This is a genomic window from Geopseudomonas aromaticivorans, assembly GCF_019097855.1.
Lineage (GTDB): Bacteria > Pseudomonadota > Gammaproteobacteria > Pseudomonadales > Pseudomonadaceae > Geopseudomonas > Geopseudomonas aromaticivorans.
The window spans coordinates 97,382-113,006 of record NZ_JAHRGL010000062.1 but is presented as its reverse complement, the minus strand read 5'-3'; the positions used below and the strand labels follow the sequence as shown (position 1 = coordinate 113,006).

Here is a 15,625-nt window from a genome sequence, read left to right as displayed (position 1 = left end):
GCCCGGCTCCATTGGTATAAGGAGTATTCCGATGACGATGATGAAAGCTGCCGTATTCGTGGCCCCCGGCCGCATCGAGCTGGTCGACAAGCCGATCCCGCCGGTGGGGCCCAACGACGCGCTGGTGCGCATCACCACCACCACCATCTGCGGCACCGACGTGCACATCCTCAAGGGCGAGTACCCGGTGGCGCCGGGGCTGACCATCGGTCACGAACCGGTGGGCATCATCGAGAAGCTGGGCAGCAACGTGCAGGGCTATCAGGAGGGGCAGCGGGTGATCGCCGGGGCGATCTGCCCGAGCTTCACCTCCTACGCCTGCCAGGATGGTTATCCGTCGCAGGACGGCGGCTGCGCCTGCCACGGCTACAAGCCGATGGGCGGCTGGCGTTTCGGCAACACCATCGACGGCACCCAGGCCGAATACGTGCTGGTACCGGACGCCCAGGCCAACCTGGCACCGGTGCCGGACGGGCTGAGCGACGAGCAGGTGCTGATGTGCCCGGACATCATGTCCACCGGCTTTGCCGGCGCCGAGGCGGCCAACATCAAGATCGGCGACGTCGTCGCGGTGTTCGCCCAGGGGCCGATCGGCCTGTGCGCCACCGCGGGCGCCAAGCTGCGCGGCGCCAGCACCATCATTGCCGTGGACGGGGTCAACGAGCGTCTGCAAATCGCCCGCCAGCTGGGCGCCGACGTGACCCTCAACTTCCGCGAAGTGGACGTGGTCGACGAGATCCTCAAGCTGACCGGCGGCCGTGGGGTGGATGCGGCGATCGAGGCGCTCGGCACGCAGACGACCTTCGAGAGCGCACTGCGCGTGCTCAAACCGGGCGGTACCCTGTCCAGTCTGGGCGTCTACTCCAGCGACCTGACCATCCCGCTGGGCGCCTTCCACGCCGGCCTCGGCGACAACAAGATCGTCACCTCGCTGTGCCCGGGCGGCAAGGAGCGCATGCGCAGGCTGCTCAACGTGGTGGCTTCCGGGCGGGTCGACCTGGGGGCACTGGTCACCCACGAGTACAAGCTGGAGCAGATCGTGGAGGCCTACGACCTGTTCGGCCATCAGCGCGACGGCGTGCTCAAGGTGGCGATCAAGCCGTTCTGAGTGCGGCCCTGAGTCCGACGAAGCCCGGCCGTGTCCGGGCTTCGTCGTTTTTGGCTGGTGTGGGGCTGTGGCTGGAGCCACAGGCGGCGTGGCTGCTAACATCGCGCCTTTGCATCAACGCTCAATTCGAGAGTCGCCATGACCACCGTCCGTACCCGCATCGCGCCGTCGCCCACCGGCGATCCGCACGTTGGCACCGCCTACATCGCCCTGTTCAACCTGTGCTTCGCCCGCCAGCACGGCGGTCAGTTCATCCTGCGCATCGAGGATACCGACCAGCTGCGCTCGACCCGCGAGTCCGAACAGCAGATCTACGACGCCCTGCGCTGGCTGGGCATCGAGTGGGACGAGGGTCCGGACGTCGGCGGTCCGCACGGTCCGTACCGGCAGAGCGAGCGCGGCCACATCTACAAGCAGTATTCGGACGAGCTGGTCGCCAAGGGCCATGCCTTCCCCTGCTTCTGCAGCGCCGAGCGCCTGGATGCGGTGCGCGCCGAGCAGATGGCCAACAAGGAAACCCCGCGCTACGACGGCCACTGCATGCACATCGGCCCGCAGCAGGCGCAGCAGCGCGTCGCCGCCGGCGAGGCCCATGTGGTGCGCATGAAGGTGCCGACCGAGGGCGTCTGCGTGGTGCCGGACATGTTGCGCGGCGAGGTGGAGATCCCGTGGGATCGCATGGACATGCAGGTGCTGATGAAGACCGACGGCCTGCCCACCTACTTCCTCGCCAACGTGGTCGACGACCACCTGATGGGCATCACCCACGTGCTGCGTGGCGAGGAGTGGCTGCCGTCGGCACCCAAGCTGATCAAGCTGTACGAGTACTTCGGCTGGGAACAGCCGGTGCTCTGCTACATGCCGCTGCTGCGCAACCCGGACAAGAGCAAGCTGTCCAAGCGCAAGAACCCCACTTCGGTGACCTTCTACCAGCGCATGGGCTACCTGCCGGAAGCCATGCTCAACTACCTGGGACGCATGGGCTGGTCGATGCCGGACGAGCGCGAGAAGTTCTCGCTGGCCGAGATGATCGAGCACTTCGACGTCAGCCGCGTGTCGCTGGGCGGGCCGATCTTCGACGTCGACAAGCTGTCCTGGCTGAACGGCCAGTGGCTGCGCGAACTGCCGCTCGAGCGTTTCGCCGCCGAGGTGCAGAAGTGGGCGCTCAACCCGCAGTACCTGATGCAGATCGCCCCGCATGTGCAGAACCGCGTGGAAACCTTCAGCCAGCTGGCACCGCTGGCCGGTTTCTTCTTCATGGGCGGGGTGAGCCCGGACGCCAAGCTGTTCGAGCACAAGAAGTTGTCGCCCGAGCAGGTGCGCCAGGTGCTGCAGCTGATCCTCTGGAAGCTGGAGGCGCTGCGCCAGTGGAACAAGGACAACATCACCGCGATCATCCAGAAGGTTGCCGAGCACCTCGGCCTCAAGCTGCGTGACCTGATGCCGCTGATCTTCCCGGCCATCAGTGGTCAGGCCAGCTCGGTGTCGGTGCTGGATGCCATGGAGATCCTCGGTCCGGACCTGTCGCGCTTCCGCCTGCGCCAGGCCGTCGAGCTGCTCGGCGGCGTGTCGAAGAAGGAAACCAAGGAGTGGGAGAAGCTGCTGGCCGCCATCGACTGAGCCGGCAGGGATGGCGGGCCAGTCCCGCCATCCCTTTGCTTGAGGTAAGTGTTTGTTCTGCCTGCGAAATTTTTTCAGGGAAAAACGAAAAAAGTGTTGACGGGTTTTCAGGTCGCCATTAACATGCGCCCCGTCTTCACGACGAACCTGGTTCGCAAGTGAAGAAGCTCACGAAAGTGGGGCTATAGCTCAGCTGGGAGAGCGCTTGCATGGCATGCAAGAGGTCGACGGTTCGATCCCGTCTAGCTCCACCAAATTATCCAGCAACACGCTAATGTCTGGCGGGTTGTACGAAGGTTTAAGTCCCCTTCGTCTAGTGGCCTAGGACACCGCCCTTTCACGGCGGTAACAGGGGTTCGAGTCCCCTAGGGGACGCCAATTTCCAGCGCAGCGCCAACAAGGGCTGCAGCCGAAGCAGTATCGGGGCTATAGCTCAGCTGGGAGAGCGCTTGCATGGCATGCAAGAGGTCGACGGTTCGATCCCGTCTAGCTCCACCAATTTCCAGCGATTCGCACGCGGATCGTACGAAGGTTTACGTCCCCTTCGTCTAGTGGCCTAGGACACCGCCCTTTCACGGCGGTAACAGGGGTTCGAGTCCCCTAGGGGACGCCAATTTTCCCGCTCTGGGATCAAGAGGGTCATTCCGATTTTGGAATGACCCTTTTTGTTTTTGCCGCAAAAAAATCCCCTGCCTCCTGTTTGTCTCGCCTGTCACGCTGCCGGTTGTGCGGTGGGGCGCGGCATTCTCCTGTCAATCGTTGTCCGTATTTTTTGTGTGGGATAAGCTGGCGATGCCGCGATTGTCTGGCAGCCATTCACATAACAAGACAACCAGCAGGGGAAGGACAAGGACATGACTTTCATGCCGTGGAGCAGCGAGCTCGAAGTCGGAATTGCGCAGATCGACGAGCAGCATCGCTGGCTGGTGGACAAGACCAACCAGCTGTACAACAGCCTGGCCAGCGCCGAAGCGGATGGCGCGGCGATCGGTGAGGTGCTGGAGGGGTTGGTGGACTACACCATGAATCACTTCATCGTCGAGGAAGAGATCTTCCACCGCCTCGGCTACCCGGAAACCGCGGCGCACAAGGCGCAGCACGACAAGTTCACCGCGCAGATCATGGATCTGCTGCAGCGTCACGATGCCGGCGAACGCTCCGGCAACGAGACGCTCGACTTGCTGGCCGACTGGCTGGTCCACCATATCCTCAAGGTCGACAAGGCCTACGTCGCCTTCTTTCGCGATAACGGCGTGCGCTGAGCTGTCCGGCTGTTGCGCGCCAGGCTGAATGCCGCATCATGCTCGGCATTCCTTGCTGCGGAAGTCCCGGATGAATTTTCCCGTCCTTTGTCTGTATCCCGACCGCGACACCTGCGCTGCCGAGCTGGCGCAGGTACTGGGCGCGCGTCTGCGCGCCGACCAGTTGGCCGGCGGGCGGGCGCGCCTGCTGCTGGCCGGCGGACAGAGCCCGCTGCCGCTGCTGGGCCGTCTGGCTGGCGAGGCGCTGGACTGGTCGCGGGTCGATCTCAGTCCCACCGACGAGCGCTGGGTGGCTGCGGACGCTGCGTCCAGCAACCTGCAGCTGCTGCGCACGGCCCTGCCGCAGGCCCGGCTCCTCGATCCGCGCCAGGGGCCGACGCCGGAGCAGGCCGCGCAGGCCTGGGGCGAGCAGCTGGCTGGCTGGTTGCCATTGACCGCGGTGCTGCTGGGTATGGGTGAAGATGGCCATATCGCCTCGCTGTTTCCAGGGATGCCCGGACTGACGGCTGCACTGGCCGATGGCGCATCGCCGTCGGCGTTGGTCGGCGCGGCACCGGTCGCGCCGCAGGTACGCCTGAGCAGCAATCTTGCCCTGCTGCTGCGCAGCGACTGGCTGGGCCTGCTGGTATTCGGCGGTGCCAAGCGCGAAGTGCTCGAGGCGGTGCTTGCCGATCAGCCGGAGACCCGCCAGCTGCCGGTGCACGCGCTGGTGCAGCAGGCCGGTGGTCGCCTGCAGATCCACTGGGCGCCCTGAGCGGCCAGTGCACGACGACTGCACTCGGGTATTCGCGGTGCTGGTAAACTGAACGCCTCACGGGACGGGTTTCGCTGCGCGGCGGCATGCTCGCGTCCCCACGCCTTCTGTCGAGGAGTCGCCATGCTGCATCCCGTTGTCGAGGCGGTGACCGCCCGTATTGCCGCCCGCTCGGCCGAGCGCCGTGCGCGCTACCTGGCGCACCTGGACGAGGCCGTGGAGCGCGAGCCGCGCCGGCAGATCGGTTGCTCCAACCTGGCCCATGCGCTGGCGGCACAGCCACACGATGCACAGCTGATCATGCGCCAGGGCGGCTCGCCGCATATCGCCATCGTCTCCAGCTACAACGATCTGCTCTCCGCGCACCAGCCGCTGCACGACTACCCCGAGCAGCTCAAGGCCGCGCTGGCCCGTGTCGGCGCCAGCGCGCAGTTCGCCGCCGGGGTGCCGGCCATGTGCGACGGCATCACCCAGGGCATGGCCGGCATGCAGCTGTCGCTGTTCTCCCGCGACTTGATCGCCCAGGCCGCTGCCATCGGCCTGACCCATGCGATCTTCGACGGCGGCCTGTATCTGGGCGTGTGCGACAAGATCGTCCCCGGCCTGCTGATCGGCGCGCTGCGTTTCGGCCATCTGCCGGCGGTGTTCGTGCCGGCCGGGCCGATGCCCTCGGGGCTCTCCAACAGCGAGAAGGCGGCGGTGCGCCAGCGCTATGCGCGCGGCGAGGCCAGTCGCGAGGAGCTGCTCGAGGCCGAGCTGGGTGCCTACCATGCACCGGGCACCTGCACCTTCTATGGCACCGCCAATACCAACCAGCTGCTGATGGAGGCCATGGGCCTGCACGTGCCGGGCAGCGCCTTCGCGCCGCCGGAATCGGCGTTGCGCCCGCTGCTGACTGCCGAGGCGGCACGTTTGGTGGCGCGCAACAGTCGGCAGGGCGAGCGCTGGCTGCCGTTGGGTCGCCAGGTGGATGCGCGGGTGCTGGTCAACGGCGTGGCGGCGCTGCTGGCCAGCGGCGGCTCGACCAACCATGGTCTGCACCTGCCGGCCATCGCCCGCGCCGCTGGCTACGAGCTGCTGTGGGAGGATTTCGCCGCGCTGTCCAAGGTGGTGCCGCTGCTGGCGCGCGTCTATCCCAACGGCAAGGCCGACGTGAACCAGTTCCAGGCCGCCGGTGGCCCGGCGTGGATCATCCGCGAACTGCTCGGCGGCGGTCTGATGCACGGCGAGGTGCCGACCGTCGCCGGCGAGAGCCTGGCCGACTATTCCCGCGAGCCCTGGCTGGATAACGACCGGCTGGCCTGGCGCGAGCTGCCGGCGCAGAGCCCGGCGCCTGACATCGTGCGGCCGCTGGCCGAGCCCTTCGCGCCCGAAGGCGGGCTGGTGCTGCTCGAGGGCAATCTGGGCCGCGCCCAGCTGAAGACCTCGGCGGTGGATCCGGCGCACTGGCAGGTGCGCGCGCCGGCGCGCGTCTTCGACTGTCAGGAAGCGGTACAGGTGGCCTACCAGGCCGGCGAGCTGAGCGGCGATCTGGTGCTGGTGGTGCGCTTCCAGGGGCCGCGCGCCAACGGCATGCCCGAGCTGCACAAGCTGATGCCGTTGCTGGCCAACCTGCAAGCGGCTGGCCAGCGGGTCGCGCTGGTTACCGATGGCCGGCTGTCCGGAGCGTCCGGGCAGGTACCGGCAGCGTTGCACGTCACCCCTGAGGCGGCGGCTGGCGGCGCGCTGGCCCTGTTGCGCGACGGCGATCTGCTCGAGGTGGATGCGCGGCGCGGGGTGCTGGCGGTCGTCGTCGACGCCGCCGAATGGGCGGCGCGTACCCCGCGCAAACCGAACCAGCCGCAGGCGGTCGGTTACGGCCTGGAATTGTTCAATCTGCAACGGCGGCTGGCGGGACCGGCCGACCGGGGCGGTTCGATTGTGGACTGGGAGGAATGAAGATGAGTCTGACAATGGATGACGTGCTGAAGCGGGCGCGCCCGGTCCTGCCGGTGCTGGTGATCGAGGATGCCGGTCTGGCGGTCGATCTGGCGCGCGCCCTGTATGCCGGCGGCATCGAGGTGCTGGAAGTGACCCTGCGCACGCCGCGGGCGCTGGAGGCGCTGGCGGCGATCCGTCAGGAACTGCCGCAGCTGCTGGTCGGCGCCGGCACGGTAATCCATGCTGCGCAGTTCGCCGAGGCCCGCGCTGCCGGCGCGCAGTTCATCGTCAGTCCCGGCTGCACCGAGCGCCTGGCCGAGGCCGCGGAGACGTGCGGGCTGCCCTACCTGCCGGGGGCGATGACGCCCTCCGAGGTGCTGTTCGCCATCGAGAAGGGCTACCGCTCGCTCAAGCTGTTCCCGGCCAACGGCGACGCCAGCGTGAAGATGCTGAAAAGCTTCAAGGAGCCGTTCAACGGTATTCGTTTCTGCCCGACCGGCGGCATCACGGTGGACAACCTGTCGACCTTCCTGCGCCTGCCCAACGTCGCCTGCGTCGGCGGTACCTGGGTGGCGCCGAGCAGCCTGGTGCGCGCACGGGCCTGGGACCAGATCACCCAGCTGGCGCAGGAGGCCTGCGCGCTGTCCGCCAGTCTGGAGCGCGGTGCATGAGCTGGGAGCTGCCGGCGCCGTTCGTGCTGGAGATCGAGGTCGGCGCCGAACATATCGACGCCCTCGGTCATGCCAACAACACGGTCTACGTCGGCTGGATGGAGCAGTGTGCCTGGGCGCACTCGCGCAGCCTGGGCCTTTCCATCGATGACTACCGGCGGCTCGACCGGGCCATGGCGGTGGTGCGCCACGAGATCGACTACCTGGCCGCTGCCCGTCAGGGTGAGCGCCTGCAGCTGGGCACCTGGGTCGTCGCCTCGGACGGCCGACTGAGCATGCAGCGCCAGTTCCAGCTGTGGCGTCCGGCCGATGGCGCGACCCTGCTGCGCGCGCGCACCCGCTTCGCCTGCATCGAGCTGTCCAGCGGCAAGCCGCGGCGTATGCCGGCGGAGTTCATCGAGCGCTATGGTCGTGCGCTGGTGCCTGCCCTGTAGGGTGCGCCACGCGCACCGCCGGATTTCCCCGCATCCGCAATGGTGCGTATGGCGCACCCTACGCGCTGGCCTGGCTTGCTAGAATCCGCGCCCTTCGTTTTTTCCCGAGAATTCCCCCGTGCAGATTGCCCTGGCGCCCATGGAGGGGCTGGTCGATGAAATCCTCCGCGAGCTGCTGACCGAGGTCGGCGGCGTCGACTGGTGCGTCAGCGAGTTCGTCCGCGTCTGCGACCGTCTGCTGCCGCTGGCGAACTTCCGCAAGCTGGCGCCCGAGCTGGACAGCGGCTGGCGCACCGCCAGCGGCACGCCGCTGCGCCTGCAGCTGCTCGGCTCCGATCCCGCCTGCCTGGCCGACAACGCCGCTTTCGCCGCCAGCCTCGGTGCGTCGGTGGTCGATCTCAACTTCGGCTGCCCGGCCAAGACGGTGAACAAGTCGCGGGGCGGTGCGGTGCTGCTCAAGGAGCCCGAGCTGCTGCATGCCATCGCCCACGAAGTCAGGGCCACGCTGCCGGCCGGGGTGCCGCTGACGGCGAAGATGCGCCTGGGCTACGACAGCCCCGACGGCGCGCTGGACTGCGCGCGGGCGCTGGTCGACGGTGGCGCGTCCATGCTGGTGGTGCACGCCCGCACCAAGCTCGACGGCTACAAGCCGCCGGCGCACTGGGAGTGGGTGGCGCGGGTGCAGGAGGCGGTCAAGGTGCCGGTCTATGCCAATGGCGAGATCTGGACGGTGGACGACTGGCGGCGCTGTCGCGAAATCAGCGGGGCGGACAACATCATGCTCGGCCGCGGGCTGGTGTCGCGTCCGGACCTGGCCCGGCAGATCGCCGCCGCCAGCGCCGGCCGCGAGCCCGAGCCGTTGAGCTGGGGCGAGCTGCAACCGCTGCTGCAACTGTTCTGGCGCAAGGCCCGGCAGAAGCTCGCCCCGCGCTATGCGCCGGGGCGACTCAAGCAGTGGCTGGCGATGCTGACGCGCAGCTATCCCGAGGCGCAGGCGCTGTTCGACAGCATCCGCCGCGACAACGACTGCGCGCGGCTGGATGCGCTGTTCGGGCTGCGCCACGCGGAGCTGTCTCACCCCGCGGCCATTCCCGCGTAGGGTGCGCCGCGCGCACCGGTCAATGTGCCGGGGCTTGGTGCGCAGGCGCACCCTACGGTTTGCCCGCCGTGTCCAGCAGTTGCATGAAAGCCCGCGCGGCGTTGGACAGGGTGCGCTCGGTGTGCACGATGTAGCCGAGCTGGCGGCTCAGCTGGATCTCGCCCAGCGCCAGGCGCGCCACCTGCTCGTCGAGCATGGTGCGCGGCAGCACGCTCCAGGCCAGACCGATGGACACCAGCATCTTGATGGTCTCCAGATAGTTGGTGCTCATGCTCACGTTGGGCTTCAGGCCGGCCTCCTCGAAAAGGCGCTGGACGATATGGTGGGTGAAGGTGTTCTCGCCAGGGAACACCGCCGGATAGCGCGCCACCTCGGCCAGCGTCACCGCTCCGCCGTGAACCAGCGGGTGTTCGGGGGCGGCGACGAAGTCCAGTGGGTCGTCCCACACCGGCACCGCGCGCACCGGTGCAGCGGTGTGCGGGGCGAGGGTGATCACCGCCAGTTCGGTGCGCCCGTGCAGCACCTCCTCGTAGGCCACTTCCGAGTCGAGAAAGCGGATGTCCAGCGCCACCTGCGGATGGGCGCGGGTGAAGGCGCGCAATAATGGCGGCAGACGGTGCAGGCCGATGTGGTGGCTGGTGGCCAGGGTCAGTCGGCCGCCGACGTCGCCGTTGAGGTTGCTCAGGGCTCGCCGGGTGTCGTCCAGCACGTTGAGCACCTGGCGAGCGCGCGGTAGCAGGGCGCGGCCGGCCTCGGTCAGGCCGATCTCGCGGCCGATGCGGTCGAACAGGCGGGCATCGAGCTGCTGCTCGAGGGCGGCGATGCGCTTGCTGACTGCCGGCTGCGACAGGTGCAGACGTTCGCCGGCAGCGGAAAAGCTGCCGGTTTCGGCGATGGCGATGAAGGTGTCGAGGCTGGCCAGGTCCATGCTCGGATTCCCATTGGTTATCCAAAGCATGAAAAATATGAATTTGTGTTATCCAAGGCAAGCCCCTAGCATCGACCGCACAAGCCCTGTGGGCATACAGCAACAACCGATGAGGAGTTCCCCCGTGGCCGGCAAGACGCTTTACGACAAGCTCTGGGACATGCACCTGGTCAAGCAGCGCGACGATGGCTCGGCGCTGATCTACATCGACCGCCAGATCCTCCATGAAGTGACCTCGCCGCAGGCCTTCGAGGGCCTGCGCCTGGCCGGGCGCAAGCCGTGGCGCGTCGACGCCAATATCGCCACCCCGGACCACAACGTGCCGACCACCAAGGCCGAGCGCCAGGGCGGCCTGGAGTCGATCCACGACGAGGTGTCGCGCCTGCAGGTGCAGACCCTCGACGAGAACTGCGATGACTTCGGCATCCTCGAGTTCAAGATGAACGACCGCCGCCAGGGCATCGTCCATGTGGTCGGTCCGGAGCAGGGCGCCACCCTGCCGGGGATGACCGTGGTCTGCGGCGACTCGCACACCTCCACCCATGGCGCCTTCGGCGCGCTGGCCCACGGCATCGGTACCTCCGAGGTCGAGCACGTGCTGGCGACCCAGTGCCTGGTGGCCAAGAAGATGAAGAACATGCAGGTGCGCGTGGAGGGCCAGTTGCCCGCCGGCGTCACCGCCAAGGACATCGTGCTGGCGATCATCGGCAAGATCGGCACCGCCGGCGGCAACGGCCATGCCCTGGAGTTCGCCGGCAGCGCGATCCGCGACCTGTCGATGGAAGGCCGCATGACCATCTGCAACATGGCCATCGAGGCCGGCGCGCGCGTCGGTCTGGTCGCCGTGGACGACAAGACCATCGCCTACGTCGAGGGCCGCACCTTCGCGCCCAAGGGCGCCGACTGGGATGCCGCCGTGGCGCAGTGGAAGGGCTTGGTGTCCGACGCCGACGCCCACTTCGACACCGTGGTCGAACTGCAGGCTGAACAGATCAAGCCGCAGGTCAGCTGGGGCACCTCGCCGGAGATGGTCCTGCCGGTCGACGCCAAGGTGCCGAACCCGGCCAACGAGGCCGATCCGGTCAAGCGCGACTCCATCGTTCGCGCCCTCAAGTACATGGGTCTGACCGCCGACCAGCCGATCACCTCGATCCAGCTGGATCGCGTGTTCATCGGCTCCTGCACCAACTCGCGCATCGAGGACCTGCGTGCCGCCGCCGTGGTGGCCAAGGGCCGCAAGGTCGCCGCCACCGTCAAGCAGGCGCTGGTGGTGCCGGGCTCCGGCCTGGTCAAGGCGCAGGCCGAGGCCGAGGGGCTGGACAAGATCTTCATCGAGGCCGGCTTCGAATGGCGCGAGCCGGGCTGCTCCATGTGCCTGGCGATGAACCCGGACCGCCTGGAGAGCGGCGAGCATTGCGCTTCCACCTCCAACCGCAACTTCGAAGGCCGTCAGGGTGCCGGCGGGCGTACCCATCTGGTCAGCCCGGCCATGGCCGCCGCCGCCGCGGTGACCGGTCACTTCGTCGATGTGCGTGAGCTGCTGAACTGAGGAATGCCTGAATGAAAGCCTTTACCCAACACACCGGCCTGGTCTGCCCGCTGGATCGCGCCAACGTCGACACCGACCAGATCATTCCCAAGCAGTTCCTGAAATCCATCAAGCGCACCGGCTTCGGCCCCAACCTGTTCGACGAGTGGCGCTACCTGGACGTCGGCCAGCCGAACCAGGACTGCTCGAGCCGTCCGGTGAATAAGGACTTCGTGCTGAACTTCCCGCGCTACCAGGGCGCCAGCGTGCTGCTGGCCCGCGAGAACTTCGGCTGCGGCTCCTCCCGAGAACACGCGCCGTGGGCGCTGGAAGAGTACGGCTTCCGCACCATCATCGCGCCGAGCTACGCCGACATCTTCTTCAACAACAGCTTCAAGAACGGCCTGCTGCCGATCATCCTGCCGGAAGCGGAAGTGGACGAGCTGTTCCAGCAGTGCGAGGCCAGCGAGGGCTACCAGCTGACCGTCGACCTGGCGGCGCAGACCGTGACCCGTCCGGACGGCAAGGTGCTGTCCTTCGACATCGATCCGTTCCGCAAGCACTGCCTGCTCAACGGTCTGGACGACATCGGCCTGACCCTGCAGGATGCCGAGGCGATCAAGGCGTTCGAAGCCAAGCATCAGCAGAGCAGCCCCTGGCTGTTCGGCGCGATCAAGTAACCCTCTTTTTCGGCGGGAGCGGGCAGGGCTCGCTCCCGCGGTTCGACCTTTACAAGGACATGCAATGAGCAAGCAGATTCTGGTTTTCCCGGGTGATGGTATCGGCCCGGAAATCGTCGCCGAAGCGGTCAAGGTGCTGGAGCTGGCCAACGAGAAGTACCAGCTGGGCTTCGAGCTGAGCTACGACGAGCTGGGCGGCGCCGCCTACGAGAAGTACGGCACCCCGCTGGCCGACGAGACCCTGGCGCGCGCCCGCGCCGCCGACGCCATCCTGCTCGGCGCCGTCGGTGGCCCGCAGTGGGACAACCTCGACCGTCCGCTGCGTCCGGAAATGGGCCTGCTGAAGATCCGCTCGCAGCTGGGCCTGTTCGGCAACCTGCGCCCGGCGCTGCTCTACCCGCAGCTGGCCGGCGCCTCCAGCCTCAAGCCCGAAATCGTCGCCGGCCTGGACATCCTCATCGTCCGCGAGCTGACCGGCGGCATCTACTTCGGTAGCCCGCGCGAGAGCCGCGTGCTGGAGAACGGCGAGCGCATGGCGTTCGACACCCTGCCGTACAGCGAGAGCGAGATCCGCCGCATCGCCAAGGTCGGCTTCGACATGGCCCGTCTGCGCGGCAAGAAGCTGTGCTCGGTGGACAAGGCCAACGTGCTGGAGTCCAGCCGCCTGTGGCGCGCCGTGGTCGAGGAAGTCGCCAAGGACTACCCGGACGTCGAGCTGTCGCACATGTACGTCGACAACGCTGCCATGCAGCTGGTGCGCGCGCCCAAGCAGTTCGACGTGGTGGTCACCGACAACATGTTTGGTGACATCCTCTCCGACGAGGCCTCGATGCTCACCGGCTCGATCGGCATGCTGCCGTCCGCCTCGCTGGACGCCAACAACAAGGGCATGTACGAGCCCTGCCACGGCTCGGCGCCGGACATCGCCGGTAAGGGCATCGCCAACCCGCTGGCGACCATCCTCTCGGTGTCGATGATGCTGCGCTACAGCTTCGGCCAGCTCGAGGCGGCCAACGCCATCGAGCAGGCGGTCAGCAACGTGCTGGACCAGGGCCTGCGCACCGGTGACATCTGGTCGGAAGGCTGCCAGAAGGTCGGTACCCGCGCGATGGGCGACGCAGTAGTCGCCGCGCTGCGGAATCTGTAAGCTGTCCGGGAGCCGCCCCGCCGCGGGCGGCCCCACTTTTTCGAGAAAGGTGTAGTTGCGATGAAGCGTGTTGGTCTTGTCGGTTGGCGCGGTATGGTGGGTTCCGTGCTCATGCAGCGGATGCTGGAAGAGCGCGATTTCGACCTGATCGAGCCGGTGTTCTTCACCACTTCCAACGTGGGCGGCCAGGGGCCGGCCATCGGCAAGGACATTGCTCCGCTCAAGGATGCCTACAGCATCGACGAGCTGAAGAGCCTGGACGTGATTCTCACCTGCCAGGGCGGCGACTACACCAGCGAAGTGTTCCCCAAGCTGCGCGAAGCCGGCTGGCAGGGCTACTGGATCGACGCGGCCTCCAGCCTGCGCATGGATGACGACTCGGTGATCGTCCTCGATCCGGTCAACCGCAAGGTCATCGACCAGGCGCTGGACAACGGTGGCAAGAACTTCATCGGCGGCAACTGCACCGTCAGCCTGATGCTGATGGCCCTCGGCGGCCTCTACGAGGCCGGTCTGGTCGAGTGGATGAGCGCCATGACCTACCAGGCGGCCAGTGGCGCCGGCGCGCAGAACATGCGCGAGCTGATCAAGCAGATGGGCGCGATCCATCATGCGGTGGCCGATGACCTGGTCAACCCGGCCAGCGCGATCCTCGACATCGACCGCAAGGTCGCCGAGACCCAGCGCAGCGCCGACTTCCCGGTCGACCACTTCGGCGTGCCGCTGGCCGGTAGCCTGATCCCGTGGATCGACAAGGAACTGCCCAACGGCCAGAGCCGCGAGGAGTGGAAGGCGCAGGCCGAGACCAACAAGATCCTCGGCCGCAACAAGAGCCCGATCCCGGTCGACGGCCTGTGCGTGCGCATCGGCGCTATGCGTTGCCACAGCCAGGCGCTGACCATCAAGCTGAACAAGGACGTGCCGCTGGCCGATATCGAGGGCCTGATCAGCCAGCACAACCCGTGGGTCAAGCTGGTGCCCAACCAGCGCGAGATCAGCATGCGCGAGCTGAGCCCGACCGCCGTTACCGGCACCCTGAGCGTGCCGGTCGGCCGCCTGCGCAAGCTCAACATGGGCTCGCAGTACCTCGGCGCCTTCACCGTCGGTGACCAGCTGCTGTGGGGCGCCGCCGAGCCGCTGCGGCGCATGCTGCGCATCCTGCTGGAACGCTGAGTGGCTGGCGCGTAGCGCCGTTTGGCTTGCTGAACCATGACGAGACCCGCTGCGGCGGGTCTCGTCATTTATGCGCAATGCTTGCTGTCGATCAGTTGCGGGGCGTTCCGCTGGTCCGCCTGCGCATGGGCTGGCTACCCAATTGCCGGCGCGCTCGCTAAAGTGCGGCCCTATTTCGCAGGAGGCCGCTTCATGAACGAGACTTTCGATATCGCCGTCATCGGTGCCACCGGCCTGGTCGGCGAGGCGCTGCTGATGGTCCTTGACGAGCGCGAGTTTCCGGTCGGCAATCTGTTCCCCCTGTCCGCCGAGGCCGCGATCGGGCAGATTGCGGCGTTTCGCGAGCGCAACCTGCGCGTGCGTGCAGTGGACTCCTTCGATTTCGCGACTGTGGCGCTGGTGTTTGTGGTCGAGCCGCTGGCACCGGCACAGCTGGTGCGTATCGAGGCTGCCGGTTGTGCGCTGGTCGATCTGAGCGGCTCGCTGCCGGAGCGGCAGGCGCCTTGCGTGGTCGCCGGGGTCAATGCGCCGGCCGCGGTCGGGCGCTGGTTGCGCAGCCCGCTGCCGGCCGCGGTGGCGCTGGCCAGCGTGCTCGGCAAGCTGCGCACGGTGTTGCAGTTGCGCCGGGTGACGGCCACGGCCTGTCTGGCGGTTTCCAGCCACGGCCGCGAGGGGGTCGAGGAGCTGGCACGGCAGACCGCGCAGCTGCTCAATGCCCGTCCGGTGGAGCCGCAGCTGTTCGACCGGCAGATCGCCTTCAATCTGCTGGCGCGCGCGGCGGCCGAGATGCCCGACGGTCATGCCCGTGACGAGCGGCGCCTGGCCAGCGAGTTGCTCGAGGTGCTGGGCGAGCCACAACTGCCGGTGGCCATCACCTGCGTGCAGGCACCGGTGTTCTTCGGCGATAGTCTGACGGTCAGCCTGTTGTGTGCCGAGTCGGTCGATCTGCCGGTGGTGCTGCATTGTCTGGACGATGCGCCGGACCTCGAGCTGGTTGAGCAGGGCGACTATCCCACCGCCGTCGGCGACGCCCTCGGGCAGGACCTGGTGTATGTCGGACGGGTGCGCGGCGGGCTGCATGACCCGTGCGAACTCAATTTGTGGATTGCATCAGATAACGTGCGAAAAGGTTCGGCACTCAATGCCGTGCAGCTGGGCGAGTTATTGCTTAAACCCCACCTGTAAAAGATACTTGCCGCAAAATTTGTAAGCTTTTTCATCTTGACTGTGCATCTGGGGGGGCCGCCTCATCGCGGGCGCAGATGCCAGCCATGCCACTGACTCGCTGGGCGAGCACAGCA

General features: G+C 67.1%; 14 protein-coding genes and 4 tRNA genes. 17 read left to right on the top strand and 1 reads right to left on the bottom strand.

Annotated elements, in window-relative coordinates:
- Positions 1-31 precede the first annotated feature (31 nt).
- The 12 genes from KRX52_RS17800 (at position 32) to KRX52_RS17745 (ending at position 8,868) form a co-directional block, all read left to right on the top strand.
- A complete protein-coding gene (locus KRX52_RS17800) occupies positions 32-1,108 on the top strand; it encodes an NAD(P)-dependent alcohol dehydrogenase (RefSeq protein ID WP_217683069.1) in 1,077 nt (358 codons plus the stop codon).
- A gap of 138 nt (positions 1,109-1,246) precedes the next feature.
- Positions 1,247-2,728 (top strand): glutamate--tRNA ligase, encoded by a 1,482-nt coding sequence (gltX, locus tag KRX52_RS17795; RefSeq protein WP_217683068.1) that lies wholly within the window; start codon positions 1,247-1,249, stop codon positions 2,726-2,728.
- Between the two features lie 178 nt (positions 2,729-2,906).
- Positions 2,907-2,982 (top strand) — tRNA-Ala (locus KRX52_RS17790).
- Positions 2,983-3,030: 48 nt separating this feature from the next.
- Positions 3,031-3,106: transfer RNA gene (locus tag KRX52_RS17785), tRNA-Glu, on the top strand.
- 44 nt (positions 3,107-3,150) lie between these two features.
- Positions 3,151-3,226 (top strand) — tRNA-Ala (locus KRX52_RS17780).
- 39 nt (positions 3,227-3,265) lie between these two features.
- A tRNA-Glu gene (locus KRX52_RS17775) sits at positions 3,266-3,341 on the top strand.
- Between the two features lie 241 nt (positions 3,342-3,582).
- Entirely contained in the window at positions 3,583-3,990 is a 408-nt protein-coding gene (locus KRX52_RS17770) for a bacteriohemerythrin (protein WP_217683067.1), read from the top strand.
- Positions 3,991-4,060: 70 nt separating this feature from the next.
- Positions 4,061-4,744, top strand: a complete 684-nt coding sequence (locus tag KRX52_RS17765; RefSeq protein ID WP_217683066.1) for a 6-phosphogluconolactonase — start codon at positions 4,061-4,063, stop codon at positions 4,742-4,744.
- Positions 4,745-4,870: 126 nt separating this feature from the next.
- Positions 4,871-6,682, top strand: a complete 1,812-nt coding sequence (edd, locus tag KRX52_RS17760; RefSeq protein WP_217683188.1) for a phosphogluconate dehydratase — start codon at positions 4,871-4,873, stop codon at positions 6,680-6,682.
- A gap of 2 nt (positions 6,683-6,684) precedes the next feature.
- Positions 6,685-7,335: a bifunctional 4-hydroxy-2-oxoglutarate aldolase/2-dehydro-3-deoxy-phosphogluconate aldolase gene (gene eda, locus KRX52_RS17755; RefSeq protein WP_217683065.1), complete on the top strand. Its 651-nt coding sequence runs from the start codon at positions 6,685-6,687 to the stop codon at positions 7,333-7,335.
- Positions 7,332-7,769, top strand: coding sequence for an acyl-CoA thioesterase (locus tag KRX52_RS17750; RefSeq protein WP_217683064.1), 438 nt, complete (start codon positions 7,332-7,334; stop codon positions 7,767-7,769). The genes eda and KRX52_RS17750 overlap by 4 nt, the downstream gene beginning before the upstream one ends.
- A 118-nt stretch (positions 7,770-7,887) precedes the next feature.
- Positions 7,888-8,868 (top strand): tRNA dihydrouridine synthase, encoded by a 981-nt coding sequence (locus KRX52_RS17745; RefSeq protein ID WP_217683063.1) that lies wholly within the window; start codon positions 7,888-7,890, stop codon positions 8,866-8,868.
- Between the two features lie 52 nt (positions 8,869-8,920).
- Here KRX52_RS17745 and KRX52_RS17740 read toward each other — a convergent pair whose 3' ends face one another.
- Entirely contained in the window at positions 8,921-9,796 is an 876-nt protein-coding gene (locus KRX52_RS17740) for a LysR family transcriptional regulator (protein ID WP_217683062.1), read from the bottom strand.
- 124 nt (positions 9,797-9,920) lie between these two features.
- Between KRX52_RS17740 and leuC the strand changes: the two genes are divergently transcribed.
- From leuC to KRX52_RS17715, 5 genes are all read left to right on the top strand, one after another.
- Complete coding sequence (leuC, locus tag KRX52_RS17735) at positions 9,921-11,345, top strand: 3-isopropylmalate dehydratase large subunit (RefSeq protein WP_217683187.1); 1,425 nt, start codon at positions 9,921-9,923, stop codon at positions 11,343-11,345.
- Positions 11,346-11,356: 11 nt separating this feature from the next.
- Positions 11,357-12,004: a 3-isopropylmalate dehydratase small subunit gene (gene leuD, locus KRX52_RS17730; RefSeq protein WP_217683061.1), complete on the top strand. Its 648-nt coding sequence runs from the start codon at positions 11,357-11,359 to the stop codon at positions 12,002-12,004.
- Positions 12,005-12,068: 64 nt separating this feature from the next.
- Complete coding sequence (leuB, locus tag KRX52_RS17725) at positions 12,069-13,151, top strand: 3-isopropylmalate dehydrogenase (RefSeq protein ID WP_217683060.1); 1,083 nt, start codon at positions 12,069-12,071, stop codon at positions 13,149-13,151.
- A 60-nt stretch (positions 13,152-13,211) separates the two neighbouring features.
- The gene (asd, locus tag KRX52_RS17720) at positions 13,212-14,324 is read left to right on the top strand and encodes an aspartate-semialdehyde dehydrogenase (RefSeq protein ID WP_217683059.1); all 1,113 of its coding nucleotides are present in this window, start codon (positions 13,212-13,214) and stop codon (positions 14,322-14,324) included.
- 192 nt (positions 14,325-14,516) lie between these two features.
- The gene (locus tag KRX52_RS17715) at positions 14,517-15,509 is read left to right on the top strand and encodes an aspartate-semialdehyde dehydrogenase (RefSeq protein ID WP_217683058.1); all 993 of its coding nucleotides are present in this window, start codon (positions 14,517-14,519) and stop codon (positions 15,507-15,509) included.
- Positions 15,510-15,625: the final 116 nt, after the last annotated feature.